Origin of the sequence: Nocardia noduli, assembly GCF_019038455.1 — a bacterium.
Taxonomy (GTDB): domain Bacteria; phylum Actinomycetota; class Actinomycetes; order Mycobacteriales; family Mycobacteriaceae; genus Nocardia; species Nocardia noduli.
Genome location: NZ_JAFMPL010000037.1, coordinates 1 through 18,004, shown reverse-complemented (window position 1 = coordinate 18,004; position 18,004 = coordinate 1). Strand labels below are relative to the sequence as shown.

Here is an 18,004-nt window from a genome sequence, read left to right as displayed (position 1 = left end):
CGCTCGGGTGACCGGGGCGGTGTCGTTCCTACGCGGTGATCAGCCCTGCGAGGCCCACGAACTCTGGAGCGCGGCGAGCGCGTTCGCGTCAAGGCCCGACGCCGACATCGGCGCGGTCTCCTGCTCCTCGGCGGTCACCTCGGGCGGGTTGGCGATCGCCTCGTCCACGGCGGCGGCCAGATCCGCGATCGTGAAGTACTCGAACACCATCTGCGGGCTCAGCGGCAGATCCGCCTCGGCCGCGCGGGCCGCCCACTTGATCGCGATGACGCTGTCACCGCCCAAGCCGAAGAAACCGTCCTCGCGGCCGACCTCGTCGATCTCGAGCAATTCCTCGAGGATGGAGGCCAGGGTGCGCTCGGTGTCGGTTCGCGGTGCGACATAACCGGTTTCCCCTTCGACAGCCGCGGCCGGGTAGCGGATCACCGAACGGCCGGTGTCCCACCCCTGCGGCAGCACGTCGAGTTCGCCGACGACGCGGTCCGGCTGTTCGGCGAAGGCCTCGAGCACACCCACCAGCACATCGGCGAAGATCTGGCCGGTCTCGGCGTTGTACAGATCCGGATTCACCACGACGCGCGCCATCAGGTCGCCGTTGGTCTCCACCGAGTAGTCCAGGTGGAAGTCCATGAAGGAGACGTCGTAGTAGCCCGCGATACCGCTGAGCGTGGTCGAGCCGTCCTCGGTGAACGGGACCGTGGTCGGCCGATGCCGGAAGTGCATCATGACCTGGAACAACGGATTACGCGACAGCGAGCGTGCCGGATTCAGCGTCTCGACCAGCCGCTCGAAGGGCACACCCTGGTGGCTGATCGCGTCGAGCGCCGCGTTGCGCGTGCGCTCCAACATGCCGCGCGGAGTCGGATTCCCCGAGACGTTGTGGCGCATCACCACCACATTGGCGAACAGGCCGACGAGTTCGTCGGTGGTCTGGCCGATGCGGTTGGCGACCGCCGCGCCGATCGCCACGTCCTCGCCGCCGCCGAGCACGTTCACCACGGCCGCGCTGACCGCCTGGCAGAGCATGAATTCGGTCGCGCCGACCTCGTCGGCCCTGGCCCGCAGCGCGTTCCAGGTCGCGGCGGGCACCACGCGCGCCGCGCTGAAACCGTTGCGGCCCAGCACCTGCGGACGCGGGTGGTCGTGGGCGACGCAGATCTCGTCGGGCAGCCCGGCGAGGGTGTCGCGCCAGTAGTCCAACTGCGCCTGACCGTACGGACTGACCTCGCGGCCCGCCCCGCGATCGAAGATCTCACGCTGCCAGATCGCGAAATCGGCGAACTGGATCGGCAATTCGGACCAGCCGGGCGCCGCGCCAGACAGCCGCGCCCGGTAGGCGACGGTGAGATCGTCGAGGAAGATCTGGCAGGAGCGCATATCCGCGATGATGTGGTGCATCAGGATCGACAGCACATGCTTGTCCGGGGCGAGTTCGAGCAGACGGAACCGCACCATCGGCTCGGCCGCCAGATCGAACACGTAATCCCAGTCCGCCGCGAGTTCGGCGTCCAGCCTGGCGTCGACATCGGCGGCGTCACCGATCCGCACCAGCGGAACCGGCACCGGTCCGGCGGGAGCGATCGCCTGGTAGGGCGTGCCGTCGTGCTCGGGGAACGTGGTGCGCAGGGACTCGTGCCTGGCCACCACGTCGTCGATGGCGGCGCGCAACACGTCCACGTCGAACGGTCCGTCGAAACGCACCGGGTAGCTGACGTTCTCGCCGTCGATCGCGCCCTCCAGCCGCCGTTGCAGCCAGTACACGCGCTGGGAGTAGGACAGCGGGACATGTTCCGGACGATCACGGCGCGCCAACGCGGGCTTCGCGGCCCGTGATTCGGTGACCGGCGCGGGCTCGCTCGACTGTTCTTCTGTCTCGAAACCACCGGTCTCGAAACCGTCGATCTCGTCGAGGTCGATATCGAATTCGTCGCGGAACGCGGCGACCAGGTGGGCCGCCAGCGCGGTCACCGTCGGCTTGTCGAACGGCACCCGCATATCGATCTCGATGCCGAATTCGGCGCGGATCATGGTGATCAGCCGAGCCGCGAGCAGCGAATGCCCGCCCAGTTCGAAGAACGAGTCGTCCGCGCCGACCCGCTCACGGGTGAACAGCGTGGCGAACAGTCCGGCGATACGGACCTCGGTGGGGGTCTGCGGTTCCCGGTAGGCGCGGGTCTCGGCGAATACCGGGGCGGGCAGCGCGCGCTTGTCCAGTTTGCCGTGCGCGGTCAGCGGCACCTCGTCGATGACGGCGAAGGCCGAAGGCACCATGTACTCGGGCAGGGTGGTCGCCACGTGGGCGCGGATCTCGTCGAGATCGACCTCGGCGCCCGAGGCGGGCACGAGGTAGGCGGCCAGGATCGGACCGAGCATCTCGTGCTCGGCGACGATCACCACGCAGTGCGCGACCGTCGGGTGATCGGTGACGGTGGCCTCGACCTCGCCGAGTTCGATCCGGTGCCCGCGAACCTTGACCTGTTCGTCGGCGCGGCCGATGAATTCGATCTCGCCCTCGGCATTGCGCCTGGCGAGGTCACCGGTGCGGTACAGCCGCCCGCCTTCGAGGAACGGATCGGCGACGAACCGCTCCGAGGTCAGGCCGGGCCGATGCAGATAGCCGCGCGCCAACTGACGGCCACCGAGGTAGATCTCGCCGACCACACCCGACGGCACCAACTGCAAGGCGTCGTCGAGCAGGTAGAGGTACACGTTCTGGTTCGGCAGTCCGATCGGCACGATGCCGTTGCCCTGCGGGCCGTCGACCTCCATGTGCGCCGAACACACCACCGCCTCGGTGGGGCCGTAGTGGTTGCGCAGTTCCGCGTCGAACTGGGTGGCGAAACGATCGGCCACCTCACCCGCGAGCGCCTCGCCGCCGACGGGCACGCGCCGCAGCGTGCGCCAGTCGTTGACCTCGGGCAGCACCAGGAAGGTGGCGAGCATGGACGGCACCATGTGCAGCACCGTGACGCCGTGGCGGGTGACCAGATCGGCGACATAGGGGATGTCGCGGTAGGCGTTCGGCTTCGGGATCACCACGCGCGCACCCGCGGTCAGGGTGACGAAGATATCGAGCAGGGAGGCGTCGAAGCTGACCGAGGTCGATTGCAGCACCCGGTCCTGCGGGGTGAGATCCCATTCCGCGTTGAAACCCGACAGATGTTCGGCGATCGCGTCGTGCGGTACGGGAACACCTTTCGGCTTACCGGTGGAACCGGAGGTGTAGATGACGTAGGCGGTATTCGACGGGTGCAGCGCCGCCGAGCGGTCGGCGTCGACCGGATCGCGGTCGGGCAGCGTCGCGGCCTGCTCCTCGGCGGCGGCCACCGTCACCTCGTCCAGCGTCAGCCTGGGGTCGGCGTCCTCGAGCAGGTACTCGGTGCGCTCGGCCGGATAGGCCGGGTCGATCGGCAGATACGCTGCCCCGGCCTTCTGCACCGCCAGGATCGCGACGACGAATTCGACCGAGGTGGCCAGGCGCAGCGCGACGAGGTCTTCGGGGCCGACGCCGTTGCCGATCAGCCAGTGCGCCAACCGGTTCGCCCGCTGGTTCAGCCCGCGATAGGTCAGTTCGACCTGGTCGGACACCATCGCGACGGCATCGGGCGTCGAGTCGACCTGACGCTCGAACATGGCGACCATGGTGGTCGGCCGCTCGTCGACGAGCGTGCCGCGCGATACCGCGAGCAACTCCTCGCGATCGGTGTCGCCGAGCAGATCCAGGTCACGCAGACGCTGTTCGGGATCCCGGACCGCGCTGTCGAGCAGCTGGACGTAGTGGTCGAGCAACTGCACGACCAGCGACTGTTCCAGTTCGTCGACCTGATAGGTGGCCTCCACCCGCGAGCCCGCGGCGTCGGAGACGACCATCAGGCCGAGCGGCTCCTGGGAGACGACGCTGCCGAGCGGCAGTTCGGTGGCTTCGATTCCGGGCAGGTCGAATCCGTTGGCCTGGCCGCGAACGGTGAAGCTGAGTTGCACCAGCTGCGACATGGCGTCACTGCCCGCCACCCGGTCCGGGCTCACCGCCTGGATCACACGATCCACGCCGATGTCCTGGTGGGTGAACGCGCCGACGACGGCGTCCCTGGTCTGTTCGAGCAGCGTGGCGAAGGTGTCGGCGCTCTCCGGCATCGCGCGCACCAGCACGGTGTTGCCGAAATATCCGATCAACGCCTCCGCGTTCGCGTCACGGCGGTTGACCACTGGCATCGAGACCAGGAAATCCGTCGCGGCGGTGTAGCGCCGGATCAACGCCTGGAAACCGGCGAGCAGCACGGTGAACGGGGTCGCCGAATGCGCGCGACCGGTCGAGGCCACCAGCGCCATCAACTCGGCGGGCAGTTCACGAACCACGTGATCGGCGCTCTTGGAACTCGTGCCACCGGTGCGGCGACTCGGCAGTTCCAGCCGCTCGGGCAGCGGGGTCAGCGCGGAACGCCAGAATTCCAGGCCAGCGCTCTCGTCGCGCTCGGCCTGCCCGAGTACCTCGACATCGACATACTGCGCGCGGATCTCGGGCAGTTCGCCCTCGCCCCGGTAGGCCGCGTTGAGTTCGGCGAAGAAGACCGGCCACGAGTCGTCGTCCCAGCCGATGTGGTGGACGACCAGAACCAGGACGAAGGATTCGGCGTCGGTCCTGATCAGCGTCGGACGCAACGGCAGATCGGAGGACAGCGCGAACGGGCGGGCGAATTCGCGTCGCGCGAGCACCTCCACCCGACGCTGTCGGACACTGTCCGGCAGGTCGGTCAGATCGTGCTGCTGCCAGGGGATCTCGACGTCGTCGCGGGAGATCTGGTACGGCTCGCCGTTCTCGCCGGTGTGATAGGTCGTGCGCAAGACCTCGTGCCTGGACACGATGGTCGCGAACGCGGCCCGCAGCCGGTCCGGGTCGACGGTTCCGTCGAGCCGGTAGGCGACGCAGACATTCAGTGTGGTGTCGCTCGGATCGAGCCGCTGCACGAACCACATCCGCTGTTGGGCGGCCGAGAGCGCGCTCGGCTCACCAGGAACGCGAGCGGGCACGGTCGGCGCGGTCTGGTTCTCGGGCGACGCCTGCACACCCTGCTCGCGCAAGCGTCTCTGCAACAGCTGCTTGCGGCGCTCGAGAATGTCGTCTGCCATGTTCGTCCTTCGAATCGTCTGTCTGGCTAGATGTCCGGACGCGCCGGATTGCGGTGAGGGGCGATCAGGTCACTGATCGGTGAGGTAGCCACCGCGCGCGAAGAACGCGGTTCCGTCGTGCTCGACACCGTCGGCGTCGCGCACGCGGGTGATCACCAGCGCGTGATTGCCACCGCGGTGCGCGTCGACTCCGGTCACCACGGCGCCGCCGCCCTCCTGGACGATGACGCGCCCCGGTGTCCCGCCGTAGCGCGCCTCGGAGACCCGCGCCGACAGCACCTCGATACGCTCGCCGCGGTAATGGCTGAACGCGCGTGGATACGGCGCGGACAGCGCGCGCACGAAACGCTCCAGATCCTGGGCCGACCACGTCAGGTCGATCCGGCTGTCGCGGTCGGAACGCTTGTGGAAGTAGGTGCGTTCGGCCCTGTTCTGCGGCCGCCACGCGGCGGTGCCCTGGGCCAGCGCGGTCAGCGCCTCGTTGATCGCGTCCGGAATCAATTCCATGCCGCGCAGCACGAGTTCGGTGCCGGTGTCGGTGGGGCCGATGGGAATCGAGCGCTGCACGATGATGTCGCCGGTGTCGAGGCCCTCGTCCATGCGATGCACGGTCAGACCGGTCTCGGACGCGCCGCTGATCAACGCCCACAGCACCGGGGAGAAGCCGGTGAACCGCGGAAGCAGTGAGTCGTGCAGGTTCAGGGTGCCGTGCGCGGGCAGGTTGTACAGCTCGGCGGGCATCCACGTGTACCAGCTGTTCACCACGATGACATCGGGTTCGGCCCGCTTGACCAGGTCGATGGTCTCCGCGTCGGCGCGTTCGGTGAGATGCACGGGTATCCCGTGTTCGCGCGCCAGTTCCTCGACCGAATCCGAGAAGATCGCCTTGTAGGACTGCTCGCTCGCCGGGTGGGTCACCGCGAGCACCACCTCATGTTCCGAGTCGATCAAGGCCTGCAAGGTTTTACGACCCCAGGTCTGGAATCCGAACGACACGATACGCATGAAATGAACCTTCCCTCACGAATACAAAGGTTAGCCTAGCCTATTTCGGCCGGGCCGGGTCGTCGACCGGATCAGTCGACGGGAACGGCGGATTTGCGACGCCTGCCCGCGGATTGGCGCACCGTCGCCGTCTGCAACACCCGATCCGAAAGCGCGCCGAGGCAACTGAGATTCGGGAACCCCGGCCCCTGGGCCAGCGCGGCCAGATTCGGCAGGTACAACTTGCTGTCCAGACCAGAGACCGCCAGGTCGTAACCGATGGACGCCTCGATCCTCGCGTGCGTCAACTCTCCGCCGACGGCGAGTTCGAGCAGGTCCTCGGCATCGGCGTCGAACAGGTCGAGGAACCACAGCGGACGGCCGCCGGTCGCGTCGATCACCAGATCGCAGGTGTGCAACTGGTCCGGACGCATCTCGTTGCGCAGGGTCAGCGCGACGCAGTCGTCCTGATCCGCGACCCGCACCACCCGGCCCTGCATGTGGTGCACGCGGTTGTCGGCGAGCAGACTCTCCTGGACCCGGACCGAGAACACGCCGCGATCGGTGCGCCGGATGACATCGCGGCGCTCGTCGACGCTGAGCGTGCCCCATTTGATGGGATCGCTGAAAAGCGAATTCTCGAAATAGCTCTCGCCGCGGGTGTAGATGGTCGCCATCGGCGAGATCACCGAGATCGACAGCATGCCGTGCCGAATCAACTCGTCCAGCGCGGAACCCGCGGTCTCACCGCCGCCGATCACGGCGACCCGGGAGGCGACGGGGAGACTGCGCTTGCCCGCGAGATCCCAGAACTGCGCGATGCTGAGCACCTTGGGATGTTTCGCGAGCGCCTTCTGACTGCGGCCCTGGCCGGTGATCATCAGGCCGTCCGCCTCGATCTCGGTGGCGACGCCGTCGCCGTCCAGCGCGGTCACCCGCCAGCCGTCGGCCGCCGCGGCGATCGAGTCGACGGTGCCGTAGACGACTTCGAGATCGACTGCGCGCGCGACCCATTGCAGGTACTTGGCCCAGACGTGGTGCTGCGGACTCGGCCTGCCCCGATCGATCCACTCGGCGTAGGTGCCCTGGTCGACGAGGAACGAGGTCCAACTGAAGGCCATCATGGCGTCGTTGATGTCCCGGTTGCGCCCGCGCGCCCAGGTGGAGTGGTACGGGAAGCCGATATCTTTCTCGGGACTCGTGCCGAGCCGGTGTTGCCCGTCGGTCCAGCCACCCGTGGGAAGCCAATTCCCCCCGACCGCCTGGGCTTCGACCACCACGACGCGCGGCGCGGGCAGACCCAGTTCACGCAGCACATAGGCTTTGGCCGCGACCGCGATGGCCTTCGGCCCGGCCCCGACCACTACTAGTGTTCCCACCGGTACTCCACTCTCGACTCGCGTCATACTCGTGGGCGCGCCCACGTCGACCAACACTTTGCATCTATGTTTGCATAGGCTTACCTTACAGTGAAGGCGCGCGCTCGACCCAACCCGTGGGCGAACCGCACACTGGAACGATTGGAATGAACACATGATCGGAATCAGCCGAAAGACCATGGCCGCCATCGCGGTCGCGGCCTCGGTCCTGACGGGTGGCCTCGGCACCGTCGCTACCACCGCGGTCGCCCAGGCCGCCCCGATGACGGCCCCGATGCGCGCGAACACCCCCGGTGTCGGCGAACTCCGAGCCAAGGTATCGGTGCTGTTCAACACGGGTGCTTCACGTTCGGCGCGCGCCGCCGAACTGGAGAACGGCGAAGCGGGCCTGCCCGCGTTCGATCGCGCCGCCACCCTGATCGCCATCGCGCCCGCCGGCTGGCACTGGGATGTCGTCGGTCCGGTCACCAACGACGGCGACGTGGTGTACGCCCGTCTGCTGACCGCCACCGACGGTTACGACCCGTGGTACTTCGACTTCTCCTGGCGCCAGATCGACGGCACCTGGAAGCTGACCCAGGAATCCGTCTGCGAAATCGGCAACTTCGTCGGCACGGGCTGCTGAACGCCGTCACCGTCGACTGAACGCGGTACGACACCGCGACAACCGGAATGCCCCGCCTCGGTGCGGGGCATTCCGCGTTCCTCGGGCTCGCGCCCGTGACGCCGATAGCTTTATTAGGTTACCCTCAGTCGCATGAGCAGAGGATTCAACGGCGTCGTGGTCAAGGCGTGGGGCGGAAGGGACTACCGGCTCACCGTGACCTCGACCGAAGAGGTGACCGACAAATTCGTCCGGCTCGGCTTCGACGCGGGCGGCCTGCTCGCCGACCACCCGGTGCATCCCACCCAGTGGGTGCGCGTGTGGATTCCGGAGGAGGGCAGCGAGAAACTGCACCACCGCGCCTTCACCCTCGTCGATCCCGATCCCGAAGGTGATCGATTCTCGATGGAATTCGCGCTGCACCACGGACCCGCCGCCGAGTGGGCCAGGAGCGCCTCGGTCGGCGACCCACTCGACGCGAGCGTGCTCGGCTCGAAATTCGAACTGCCGCAGACCGCTCCGAGCGAATATCTCGTCTTCGGCGACACCGCCTCGCTGCCCGCGATCAATTCGCTGCTCGACGCCATCGGCGACACACCCGCGCGAGTGTGGCTGGAATGGCAGTACGAATCGGACAGGACCCTGCCGGTGCGCAACAAGCCACATCACGAGGTGAGCTGGTGGCAGCGCGTCGACGACGGCAGGCTGCTGCGCGAGCAGGCACTCGAAATCACCTGCGGTACCGACGCGTTCGGCTGGGTCGCCTGCGACGGCGCCACCACCCGTTCGATCGTCAAGACCCTGCGGACCACACACGGCCTGTCGAAGAATTCGATCAAGTACCAGGCCTACTGGAAATAGTCGTCACATGACGGTGCCGCCCGTTACTTCGAGTAGCGGGCGGCACCGTCACGAAAGTTGTCAGACCGCAGCGGGTTCCAGACGCCAACCCGCGGCGCGCGACCTCTCGTTCCAGAAATCGGCGTATCGGCCCGCGAGCGCGAGCAACTCCTCGTGTGTCCCGCGTTCGACGATCGTGCCGCCGTCGACGAACAGGATCTGATCGGCGTGGGCGACGGTCGCCAGCCGATGCGCGACCACGATAACCGTTTTGCCCCTGGTCAATTCGTGCACGCCGCGCACCACGACGGCCTCACTGTGCGGGTCGAGCGCGCTGGTAGCCTCGTCGAGCAATACGATCGGCGCGTCCTTGAGCAACGCGCGTGCGATCGAAACACGTTGCCGCTCACCGCCGGACAGCGCCGCGCCACCCTCCCCGACGGCGGTGTCCATACCGTCGGGAAGGCGCTCCACGATCTCGTCGACCCGAGCCGCGGTCGCCGCCCGCCACAACTGCTCCTCGGACGCGTCCGGTTTGCCGATCCGGATGTTCTCGGCCACCGAACGGTCGAACAAGTAGACGTTCTGGAACACCAACGAGAGCTGATCGAGCAGCGTCTCCGACGGCTGTTCGCGCACATCGTGTTCGCCCACCGCGACCCGACCGGAGTCCACGTCGTAGAACCGCGCGGCCAGTCGAAGCAGTGTCGTCTTACCCGCGCCGCTCGGCCCGACGATCGCCGTCGTCGTGCCCGCGGGCACGCTGAAGGTGATATCGGTCAGCACGGGTTCACCCGGCCGGTAGCCGAAACTCACACCGTCGAAGACGACCGTCGCCGCCCCCGGCGTCACGGGCGCGCTCGCCTCGGGCAACGTCGGCTCGTCCAGCAGAGCGCTGACCCGCTCCACGGCGGTCGCGGCCGCGCGCAGGCCGTTCCCCAACTGCGCGGCCAGATTGAGCGGTTCGATGAACCGCGAACTGACCGCGATCAGCGCGATGGCCGCGGCGACCGAGATCGCGCCGTCGGTCACCCGTGCGACGACGATGTAGGCCAACACCAGGAACACCGCCTGCACGAACAGCGCGAACACGATCAACCCCGGTACCGAGGTGAAGACCTGGCGCGCGATCGCCGCCCGCTGCCGGTGCAGTGCGGAGTCCAGCGCCTTGTTCCCCGCGCCGACGGCCCCGAACGCGCGCAGCACCGACTGGGCCTGGGCGAATTCGACCACGCGGGCGTCGGCCTCGGCCGCCGCCTCGTGCGCGTGCGCGTCGGCGCGCTGATAGGCCCGCCCCGCCACGCCGTTGATCGCGAACAGCACCGGGGCCGAGAGCAGCATGGCCAGCGCGATTCGCCAATCGATCAGCAGCATGCCGAGCGCGACACCGAGCGGAACGACGATGCCGCCGAGCACCTTGGCGACCAGATAGGCCACCGCGCCCTGGATTTCGCGGACATTCTCCACGGCGATCCGCGAAAGCCGACCGGAACTGCGGGTTTCGAACCACCCGAGCGGCAGGGCGTTGAGGTGGTCACCGATCCGGGTCTGCAATCCGCGTTGCATGCCCACCGCGATGCGCAGGCCGATCGAGGCCTGGAGGTATCCGAAGATCGCGAAGGCGACGACGGCGGCCAGCATGCACAGCGCCCAGATCCACGCGCGCTCCAGATCGTCGTCGAACACCGCCTCCAGCGTCGGCACCAGCAGCAGATACGCGGCGGCCTGGCTCAGCGACTGCGCGACGATGGCCGCGAGCAGCTTCGGCGTGAGCGGGGCGAATCGGGCCGGAACCAACCCGAGCAATGTGCCGATCATCGGGACTCCTCGCTTCCGATCAGCGCGACCGTGCTCAGCGCCGCCTCGTTGATCTCCCACAGTCGCTGATAGGTGCCGCCCGCCTCGCGCAGACTCTCGTGGTCACCCTGTTCCACCAGGGTTCCCCCCTCTAGCACCAGGATTCGATCGACACCGGTGATGGTGTGCAGACGATGCGCGATCACCAGCACCGTGCGTCCGGCGACCAGGACCGCGAGCGCGTCCTGCACCGCCGCCTCCGATTCCGGATCGGCGAAGGCGGTCGCCTCGTCGAGCACGAGCACCGGACTGTCTGCGAGCAGCGCGCGAGCGATCGAGAGCCGTTGCGCCTCGCCGCCGGACAGACTGGCGTCGCCGCCGATCTCGGAGTCGTAGCCGCGCGGCAATGCCATGATCCGATCGTGGATCTGGGCCGCGCGCGCGGCCTGTTCCAGCGCGGCGTCGTCGGCGTCCTCGCGAGCCAGCCGGAGGTTGTCGCGAATCGTGCCGCGGATCAGCCGGACGTCCTGGAAGACGAATCCGACGGTGCGATATAGCTCCTCGGTGGTGAACTCGCGAATATCGCGGCCCCCGATGGTGATCCGGCCCGCGTTCACATCGTAGAAACGGGGAAGCAGCTTGGCCAGCGTCGACTTGCCCGAACCGCTCGGGCCGACGAGCGCGGTCAGCGTGCCCGGCGTCAACTCGAAGCTGACATCGCGCAGCACCGAATGGTCGTCGCGGTAACCGAATTCGACGGATTCGAACCGGACCGTTCCCGCGGTCGCCGGGTCCTGCGTCGCCCCCGCGCCCGCGGGCAGTTCGGGAGTCTGCTGTAGGTCGTGCAGTCGCAGCACAGCCGCGCCCGCCGCGCGCAACGCCTGTCCGCCGTAGCCGAGTCCGAGCAGCGCGCTACCGAGTCCGAGCCCGACCAGCAGGAACGGCAGGATATCGAGCGGCTCCAGCCACTCGAGTCCGACCGCGCCCAGCCCGGCGGCCACGATCACCAGCATCACGAAAACCGGGGCGATCACGACGTCGGAGACGGCCTGCAACCGGATGATCGGCGTCTTCCACCGATCGAAACTCCTGGCCTGCGAATCCACCGCCTCCTGGTACACGCTGTGCGCCTTGCCCGCCTGTCCGAACGCGCGGACCACCTGGATACCGTCGGCGAATTCGATGGTCGCCTCCCGTGTCCGCTGCTCCCAGCGGTTGTAGACCGCGAGACGATCACGGCTGTTCTGATCCATCATCATGGCCAGCGTGACCGCGTAGAACACCAGGGGAAGCAGCAGGACGAGGGTCATCCGCCAGTCGACGGTGAACAGATAGCCGAGGGTGACCAGCGGCATGACGAGCGCGCCGACGAATTCCAGCCGCGCGTGCGCGACCAGATAGTGCAGGGCCTCGACGTCGTCCTGGAGGTATTTCTTCACCTCGGCCGAGGTGCGCTCGCCGAACCAGCCGAGCGGCACCCTGGTCAGTTTCTCCGCCAGCGCCCGGCGCACAGTCAATTGATAACCGGCGTCGACCAGGTGCGACCAGGTCAGCGCGACGGCCTGCAACAGACCTCGGACGATCAGGACGACGACCGCGCCGCCGAGCAACCACCACACGCGATCGGTGTCGACCGGATCATCGAGCAGTTCCCGGCACGCCTCGACGATCAGGATGAACGGAACCACGTTGCAGACCGACGAGATGGCGATGATGATGCTCGCCGCCGTCAGCGCCGGTCTGACCGGCGCGAGAATTTCCTTGCGGGCCTGGGCTTCCTGCTGTTTACGTTCCTTCGCCACCGTCTTGGGTGGCCGGTTCCCCGTCTCCGCCGTGGGTAGCGGCGTGACCTCCACCGTCATTGGACCTCGCCTCTCGCGCTCGTGTGGCTCACCGAATCGGCCTCATCTTCACATAGTCGGCACAAGGAAGATAGGTAAGGCTAAGTTACCCGCTCCCGGCGCCTCGCGAAGATCGGACAACTCGGACACATACGGAATCGCGCGCCGGATCGCCGCGTTGTGCACGGCATGACCTCTACGGCATCCGATCGCTCAGCACCGTCCGTCGTCGACACCGAGACCGAACTCGGCGCCACAATCACCGCCCGACTGAACAGCGAGCACGTCATCTGGCTGACCACCGTCGGCCCGAGCGGCACACCCCAGCCGAATCCGGTGTGGTTCCAATGGCGTGACGGCGAATTCCTGATATTCAGCCAGGACGACAAGCCGAAAGTTCGTAATATCATTCGTAATTCACGAGTTTCGCTGAATCTCAACTGCACCGAGTGGGGCGACGAGGTCACCGTTCTCACCGGCGCCGCCCGTATCGCCGACGAACCCCCGAGCGAAGCGGAAATCGCCGCTTACACAACGAAATACACCGAAGGCATGGTCAGCATCTCGATGACACCCGAGCAGTTCTACGCCGAATACACCGCCGCCATCCGAATCACCCCCGATCGACTGCGCGGATTCTGAGTCGATTTCGACCGCTCCCCGGCGTCGAATTTCGACCGGTCGTCGGCCCTGGACGGCCGACGACTAGGGTCGTCTCCGATGAGAAGGAGGCAGCAGCCGCCGTTGCCCAAGCGGTTCGGCTTGGATCCGGCCCGGCTACGGCTGCCGGAGGACGGTACGTGGGCAACCATCCGGGAACACCTGGTCGAACGGCTGCCCCGGGTCGATCCCGCGCGGATCGATGAACTGCTGCGCGCGGGCGCCATCGTCGACATGGACGGCCCCATCGCCCCGGACGCACCCTACGCACCCGGCGGGGCCGTCTGGTTCCACCGCGATCTGCCGCTCGAGACCGATGTCCCGTTCGACATCGGCATCGTGCACCGCGACGACACCCTGCTCGTCATCGACAAACCACATTTCCTGGCGACGATTCCGCGCGGACAGCACATCCGGCAGACCGCGCTGGTGCGGTTACGGCACGAACTCGACCTGCCGGACCTCGTACCCGCCCATCGACTCGACCGGGTGACGGCCGGGCTGGTGCTGTTCATCATCGATCCCGCCAGGCGCGGCGCCTATCAGACGATGTTCCACCGTCGCACGGTGCGCAAGGAATACGAGGCCATCGCGCCCTACGATCCGACGCTGACGCTGCCGAGGACCGTGCGCAGCCGGATCGTCAAGGAGAAGCAGGTGCTCGCCGCGCAGGAGGTCGAGGGCGAACCCAATGCCGAGACCGTGGTGGAACTGGTCGAGGAGCGCGACGGACTCGCACGCTACCGACTGCGGCCGCACACCGGGCGCACCCATCAACTACGACTGCATATGAACAGCCTCGGCGTGCCGATCCTGGGCGACGACTTCTACCCGAGGGTGACCGACAAACCGGTCGACGATTTCACCCGACCGCTGCAATTACTGGCCGCCGCGCTGGAGTTCACCGATCCGATCAGTGGGGAACTCCGGCGGTTCCGGACACAGCGGTCGCTCCAGGCGTGGACCGATCCCCGAGGGTGGGCGGGTTCCGGCGGCGGGTAACCGTCCGCTACCCCTGACCAGGACCGTTCCCGGTGACGATGGTTGCGTCACAAACACTCGCGGCCTCGGAGTCCGTCCGTACACTGGGCCGGGTGCTTGGAACCGACCTCGAGGAAGCGGCCCCGCTCCGCCCCCGTCTGCATGCCTACATCGATGTGGCCGTCGTTGTCGTCGTTCTCGCGGGAACCAATCTGATCGCGCATTTCACCACCGCGTGGGCGAGTATCGTCACCGTTCCCATCGCCGCGATCGTGCTGCTCGCACTGGTGCGCAGGCGCGGTCTCGGATGGTCCGAACTCGGTCTCTCACCACGGCACTGGCGACGCGGCACGCTCTACGCGCTCGCCGCGGTCGGCATCGTCCTCACCGCCGTGGCAATCGGCGCGCTATTGCCGATGACCCGCCCCTTCTTCCTGGCCGACCGCTACGCCACGATCTCAGGCGCGCTCATCGCCTCGATGATCGTGATCCCGTTGCAGACGGTGATCCCGGAGGAACTCGCCTTCCGCGGCGTCCTGCACGGAACCCTCGATCGGGCTTATGGCGCACGCGGGGTCTTCGCCGCCGGATCACTGCTTTTCGGTCTGTGGCATATCGCCTCCTCGTTCGGCCTGACCTCCAACAATCGCGGCCTGTCCGGATTCCTCGGCGGCGGCGTCGTCGGTCAGATCGCGGGCATCGCGCTGGCAGTGGCCGCCACCGCGGTCGCCGGTGTCGTCTTCACCTGGTTGCGCCGCCGCAGCGGCAGCCTGCTGGCCCCGATCGCACTGCACTGGTCGGTCAACGGCGCGGGCGCGCTCGCCGCCGCCATCGTCTGGCACACCACCGTCTCCTGACCATTTCGGAGCGGTCGGCAAGTTCGTCGCAATCATTTCCCGCGAACGGATGAATCGGTCCGAACGGCCGCTTTCGCACGCCATTCCTTCATTCGTTTTCGACGTATCTCGGACATATCACGACGTCGCGAATCAGCGGCGCGAGCGCGAGAAATCAGCGGTGAACGCGGCCTGATTCCGGCGGTCCGTCGACGGCATTCCCCGGTATCGAGCCCCCGCGTCCCGGCGGTTCGTACGGCCGCGCGCGCCGTGAGCTTCATCATTCAACCGATGCCCACCAGGGTAAATATGCGGTGTTCACAACACGCCCCCACGTGGCATTGACCGCGGCGGGGCAGCGGGATTACTCTCACTGCGTTCAAACATATGTTCGAGCAACTTTGTCGCCACCGATGAATCGGCACGATACCCGTTCCAGGGAAGGTTCGCGATGCCCGACGAACAGTCGACCGGCACCTCCGAGATCGCCGCGCTGGCGGACCGGGTCGCGACGGCCCGTGGCATGCTGCCGCTCCAGCACGACGCCGCCCTGGTAGAGGTACTCTCCGACGCCGAGATCGAGGCCGAACGCGAACTCGCCGAGTGGATCCGCGCACAGCGACGCGGTCAGCGGCGACGCTCGGTCCAGGACGAACTGGCCGCCGAGAAACGCGACCGTCGCACCTCCACCTCCATTCAACGAGCCGACGAAGCCGACGCCAGATGGCATCGGCGCGCGCTCGCCGCACGACGACGGGTCGCGAACCAGGACGCCAGGCTCGCCCAGCTCTACCGACGCGCCGAATGGTCCTCGCGGGTGCTGATCGGCGTCGTCGTCCTCGGCATGGTCTGGGCCGGGGTCAACGTGCAGCACAATCTGGTGCCCAGTGGCGACATGTCCGATCCGCTGTACTGGTTGAGCTACGGCATCGAGGCGATGATCTCGATCCCGATCATCACGATCATGGTGGTCGCGACCACCGCCGCCAGCTGGGGCAGGGAACTGCCACGCGGCAAGGTGGTCGTCTTCGAGACCGCGCTGCTCGGCACCACCGTCGCGCTCAACACCGGCCCGCACCTGGCCGCCGGACACTGGGGCAAAGCCGCCGAATTCGCCATCGCACCGGTGATGGTCGGCGTGGTCATCTGGCTGCACGCCTGGGTCGCCACCCGATACGCGCAGCTCATCGACAGTGTGCCGATCGTCGACGACACGGCGGCGCCGAAACTGGGCGGAAGTATCTACGCGTCGTCATCTATGGGCGACGAGTACCGCGAACATCGCGGCGACACGAGTGCCGAGCGGGCCGTCGAAGACGGGCGTTCCGGCGACGAGCCCCTGTCGTCATCGATCCCGATGACGCTGCTCGGTCGCCCCGGCCCGACCGAGCGTCCGCGACGCAACGGACACGAGGGCGACGTCGCGCCGCACCGCGAGCACAACGGCAGGAACGGACACAACGGCGTCAACGGCTCCGCAGCGCACTCGGGACACAACGGCAACGAGCCCAAGCGTCGCAACGGCAACGAGCCGTCGGCACGGTGGGACGACCGCGCCTCGGAGATCTTCACCCACGAACTGGTGTCGGTCGCCGACCTGCGGACCGGAGTCAACGGTGCGGCACGCGCCACCGGGCGTGCGAACGGTCGCACCGTCCGCACGCCCAACGGGCGCACGGTGCACGGTCCCGACGATTCGGTGCCCCACCCTGCCCCTCGGTCCGATCGCCCCGTCGACGGGTCGGCTGTCCATCCGGCCGAACGGAATGCGGATGAGCGGCGGGACCTTGGGTTCTCCGCGCTGGAGGAGTCCGCACCGGAGTTCGTGGATCAGCGCGCATCTGTCCGGCGCGAGGTAGCGGCATCCGTCCGTGACGAGTACGCCGTCGGCACTGATGGAGCATTTGCCGCAGAGGCGGATGAGGCCGCCTCCGCCACGCGCGCCTCGTCCGCTGCGTCCGTCGGCAACGGCGGCAACGGCGGCAACGGCGGCAACGGCGGCAACGGCGGCAACGGATCCGCACAGGCCCAGGAATACACCCGGTCCTCGGATGAGCCCGGCGTTCCGACGGCGAACGACAGTGCACCGGTTCACCGCGAATTCGATTCGACGCCTGCGTCTTCGGTTCCGCCCTCGGTTCGGGCTCCGTCTCCAGTTCAGATTCCGGGTTCGGTTCAGATTCCGGCTTCCAGTCCGGTGCAGACTCCCGCTCCGGCTCCGGCTCCGGCATCCGGTCCGGTCCAGACTCCGGCATCCGCTTCGGCTCCGGCATCCGCTTCGGCTCCGGCTCCGGCTCCGGCTCCGGCTTCGGCTTCGGCATCCGCTCCGGCTCCGGCTCCGGCTTCGGCTCCGGCATCCGGTCCGGTGCAGACTCCGGCTTCGGCTTCGGCTCACGATGGTGTGACGCGAGGAGCGGACGATTCCCGTACCGCCGCCGCGCCGAACGTCGACGGCCGCGGCACCGTAACCGAGTCGGTGCAACGCGCTGTGGTCGGCCGAACCGACCGCATCGGAGCGGTCAGCGACCTGAACGGCCACGCACATCCCAGCGTCGAATCCGGTGCGACGGCATCCACACCGGCGGAATCCGACTTCACCACGCGAAGCATCGAATCCGCTCCTGAAAACATCACCACGGATGGCACCCACCCCCCGACCGGCGTCGATGCCACCACCGTCACCGACGCGCACACACACGCGTCGACCGCAGGTCGCGTCAGCTCGACCAACAACCCGCGCAGCGAAAACTCGGCAGCCGAGTCGAACCACTCGTCCGGCAATTCCGATCCCGCAACCACACTCCCGTCGGCCAGTGCCGAACCGTCCGTCGCCTCGGCAACCCTCGCACCGATCTCGCACCGGAACAGCGGGGCGGTCACATCATTGGCCGACCAACGCGCCGCGCGTCGAAACGCCATGAACGGGCACCCCGCAGGATCCGCCCTCGTCAACAG

General features: G+C 67.5%; 11 protein-coding genes. 6 read left to right on the top strand and 5 right to left on the bottom strand.

Translation table 11 applies throughout. The features are described from left to right. Positions 1-39: 39 nt before the first annotated feature. The 3 genes from JZ792_RS20590 to JZ792_RS20580 all read right to left on the bottom strand — a co-directional run bounded on the left by JZ792_RS20590 (position 40) and on the right by JZ792_RS20580 (position 7,490). Entirely contained in the window at positions 40-5,127 is a 5,088-nt protein-coding gene (locus JZ792_RS20590) for a non-ribosomal peptide synthetase (protein ID WP_216912363.1), read from the bottom strand. Positions 5,128-5,196: 69 nt separating this feature from the next. Then, a complete protein-coding gene (locus tag JZ792_RS20585; RefSeq protein ID WP_216912361.1) occupies positions 5,197-6,132 on the bottom strand; it encodes a methionyl-tRNA formyltransferase in 936 nt (311 codons plus the stop codon). 71 nt (positions 6,133-6,203) lie between these two features. Next, positions 6,204-7,490, bottom strand: coding sequence for a SidA/IucD/PvdA family monooxygenase (locus JZ792_RS20580; RefSeq protein ID WP_308165375.1), 1,287 nt, complete (start codon positions 7,488-7,490; stop codon positions 6,204-6,206). Positions 7,491-7,644: 154 nt separating this feature from the next. On the opposite strand from JZ792_RS20580, the gene JZ792_RS20575 reads away from it, so the two are divergent. Together JZ792_RS20575 and JZ792_RS20570 are read left to right on the top strand one after the other, a co-directional pair. Then, the gene (locus JZ792_RS20575) at positions 7,645-8,115 is read left to right on the top strand and encodes an MTB12 C-terminal domain-containing protein (RefSeq protein WP_216912357.1); all 471 of its coding nucleotides are present in this window, start codon (positions 7,645-7,647) and stop codon (positions 8,113-8,115) included. A gap of 132 nt (positions 8,116-8,247) precedes the next feature. Next, positions 8,248-8,955 (top strand): siderophore-interacting protein, encoded by a 708-nt coding sequence (locus tag JZ792_RS20570; RefSeq protein WP_216912355.1) that lies wholly within the window; start codon positions 8,248-8,250, stop codon positions 8,953-8,955. A 60-nt stretch (positions 8,956-9,015) separates the two neighbouring features. Here the strand turns inward: JZ792_RS20570 and JZ792_RS20565 are convergent, their stop codons facing one another. Together JZ792_RS20565 and JZ792_RS20560 are read right to left on the bottom strand one after the other, a co-directional pair. Further along, positions 9,016-10,752 carry an ABC transporter ATP-binding protein gene (locus JZ792_RS20565; protein WP_216912353.1) on the bottom strand — a complete coding sequence of 579 codons (1,737 nt, stop codon included), beginning with the start codon at positions 10,750-10,752 and terminating at the stop codon, positions 9,016-9,018. Continuing rightward, positions 10,749-12,593: an ABC transporter ATP-binding protein gene (locus JZ792_RS20560; protein ID WP_216912351.1), complete on the bottom strand. Its 1,845-nt coding sequence runs from the start codon at positions 12,591-12,593 to the stop codon at positions 10,749-10,751. Before JZ792_RS20560 ends, JZ792_RS20565 begins: the two co-directional genes overlap by 4 nt. Positions 12,594-12,761: 168 nt before the next feature. On the opposite strand from JZ792_RS20560, the gene JZ792_RS20555 reads away from it, so the two are divergent. The 4 genes from JZ792_RS20555 to JZ792_RS20535 all read left to right on the top strand — a co-directional run. Beyond that, positions 12,762-13,214, top strand: a complete 453-nt coding sequence (locus JZ792_RS20555; RefSeq protein WP_216912350.1) for a TIGR03667 family PPOX class F420-dependent oxidoreductase — start codon at positions 12,762-12,764, stop codon at positions 13,212-13,214. A gap of 78 nt (positions 13,215-13,292) precedes the next feature. After that, a complete protein-coding gene (locus JZ792_RS20550) occupies positions 13,293-14,234 on the top strand; it encodes an RluA family pseudouridine synthase (RefSeq protein WP_216912349.1) in 942 nt (313 codons plus the stop codon). A gap of 92 nt (positions 14,235-14,326) precedes the next feature. Beyond that, a complete protein-coding gene (locus JZ792_RS20545; RefSeq protein WP_308165373.1) occupies positions 14,327-15,070 on the top strand; it encodes a CPBP family intramembrane glutamic endopeptidase in 744 nt (247 codons plus the stop codon). Between the two features lie 430 nt (positions 15,071-15,500). Beyond that, positions 15,501-18,004 (top strand): hypothetical protein (locus tag JZ792_RS20535; protein ID WP_216912347.1); only part of this gene is annotated, 2,504 nt, incomplete at its 3' end.

Excerpts from the sequence above, each read along its gene's own strand:
- JZ792_RS20550 (WP_216912349.1), top strand. The coding sequence starts at position 13,293 with ATGAGAAGGAGGCAGCAGCCGCCGTTGCCCAAGCGGTTCGGCTTGGAT.
- JZ792_RS20560 (WP_216912351.1), bottom strand. The coding sequence starts at position 12,593 with ATGACGGTGGAGGTCACGCCGCTACCCACGGCGGAGACGGGGAACCGG.
- JZ792_RS20590 (WP_216912363.1), bottom strand. The coding sequence starts at position 5,127 with ATGGCAGACGACATTCTCGAGCGCCGCAAGCAGCTGTTGCAGAGACGC.
- JZ792_RS20555 (WP_216912350.1), top strand. The coding sequence starts at position 12,762 with ATGACCTCTACGGCATCCGATCGCTCAGCACCGTCCGTCGTCGACACC.
- JZ792_RS20570 (WP_216912355.1), top strand. The coding sequence starts at position 8,248 with ATGAGCAGAGGATTCAACGGCGTCGTGGTCAAGGCGTGGGGCGGAAGG.
- JZ792_RS20565 (WP_216912353.1), bottom strand. The coding sequence starts at position 10,752 with ATGATCGGCACATTGCTCGGGTTGGTTCCGGCCCGATTCGCCCCGCTC.
- JZ792_RS20585 (WP_216912361.1), bottom strand. The coding sequence starts at position 6,132 with ATGCGTATCGTGTCGTTCGGATTCCAGACCTGGGGTCGTAAAACCTTG.
- JZ792_RS20575 (WP_216912357.1), top strand. The coding sequence starts at position 7,645 with ATGATCGGAATCAGCCGAAAGACCATGGCCGCCATCGCGGTCGCGGCC.